Annotated in this window: 1 protein-coding gene; it reads left to right on the top strand. The window is 68.1% G+C overall.

Annotated elements, in window-relative coordinates; translation table 11 throughout:
- A partial coding sequence (locus ACODS2_RS23110) for a beta strand repeat-containing protein (RefSeq protein WP_489000831.1) occupies nucleotides 1-1,629 on the top strand: 1,629 nt, incomplete at both ends.

Genomic DNA, 1,629 nt, shown 5'->3' with positions numbered 1-1,629 from the left:
ATGCCACGCTCGGGACGGTCAAGGCGCTCGATGATATCGACCTTGATATCACCGGGAAGCTGAACTTCACCAAGCTGTCGCTGACGGGCGGCACAAGCAGCGCGCGCTTTGCCGATGTGACCTCGAACAGCGCCGGGGCCGTGGACGGCGTTTCGTTCAACCCAAGCGATGCCGCCACCCCGCTGACCGGGGCCAATGTCGTGCGCATCAAGGCCGGATCGGTCGGCACGCCGGGGGCGGCTTCCAACGCACTGATCGTCAAGGATGCGGCCGGCAACCCCGCATCGGGCGCCTTCAGCTTCACCGCCGATCAGGGCGATATCCGCATCGGTACCGCGACAGCCGATGGCAACATCGGCGTCACGGCGACGCTCGGCTCGGTCACCGGCCTGGCCGATGCCTATGCGGCCCCCACCGGCGGTGAGATCGCCGCTGGCACGCACAAAGTGTTGCTCGATGTGGGCTCGGGCTCGTTCGGTGCGATTACCGCCTCGACGCTGACCCAGCTCACCACGCCGACGATCCTGCGCGCCCGGTCCATCACCGCCGACGCGATCAACCTCGTCGCCATCAACACGCTCGACCTTGGCACCGTGCGCACGGCAGGCACGCTCACGCTGCGGACGACAGGCGGCACGGCAGCGACCGGCACGACGCTGGAGATCAACGGTCCGGCAACGAAGCTGGCCGAAGGCTTCGGCGCGGCAACGCTGACGGCAAAGCCCGCCGATGCGCTGATCACGGTCAACGCCGTCCAGGGCATTGCGCAACTGGGCACGCTCACCGCCGGCACCGGCGCGGACCCCGATCCAGCCACGGGTGCAGCGGGCCAGATCACCGTCAACGCCCGGGCACTGACCATCGCCACCGCCATTGCAAAGGACGGCGGCATCACCGCGACGGCGAGCGACGGCCTGCTGCAAGTCGGCACCGGCACCGCGAAGCAGCTGATCGCGCTGACCAAGCAAAACCTCGATGGCATCAGCACCGGAACGGACACGACCACTGATCTGCTGCGCGCCACCAACCTCACCAGCACCGCCGGTTCGATCGATCTGCTGAGCGAGACGTCGGCCAGCGTGACCACGCAGGCCAAGGCCGCCATCGATCTCAAGATCAGCGCGGCCAAGGACATCGGGATCACCACGGGCGAGGCCACCGCAGGCTCCCTTGGCTTGCTGGCAGGCGGTGCGATCACCGCCAACACGCTCACCGCCGGGATCGATATCGCGGTCCAGGGCGGCACTTCCGGCGCATCCCCGACGACCAACGTCAAGATCACTTCGGCCACCGCAGGGGATGACATCGACGTTGCCGCGCTGAACGGCGATCTCACGCTGGACAACGGGCTCTCGAACAACTCGCCCGGCACGCGCGGCACCTCGGTGTCCTTCGGCACGCCGGGCGCGGTCGGCTCGATCACGGTCGCAAGCGGCGGCGAGACCCAGCTTGGCGAATCGACGATCCGGCTGCGTTCGGCTGCGGGCGACATCGCCTCGGCCACCAGCCTGAGCACCACAGCGGGCGACGTGCTGGTCAATGCGTTGAACGACGTCTCGCTCGCCGCCGTGACCGCAACCGGCGGCAGCGTGGTCGTGCGTGCGGGTCGTGATGTAACGCAGGCGACCA

The organism is Novosphingobium sp. FG137 (genome assembly GCF_057809735.1).
This window is presented reverse-complemented; position numbering and strand designations above follow the sequence as displayed.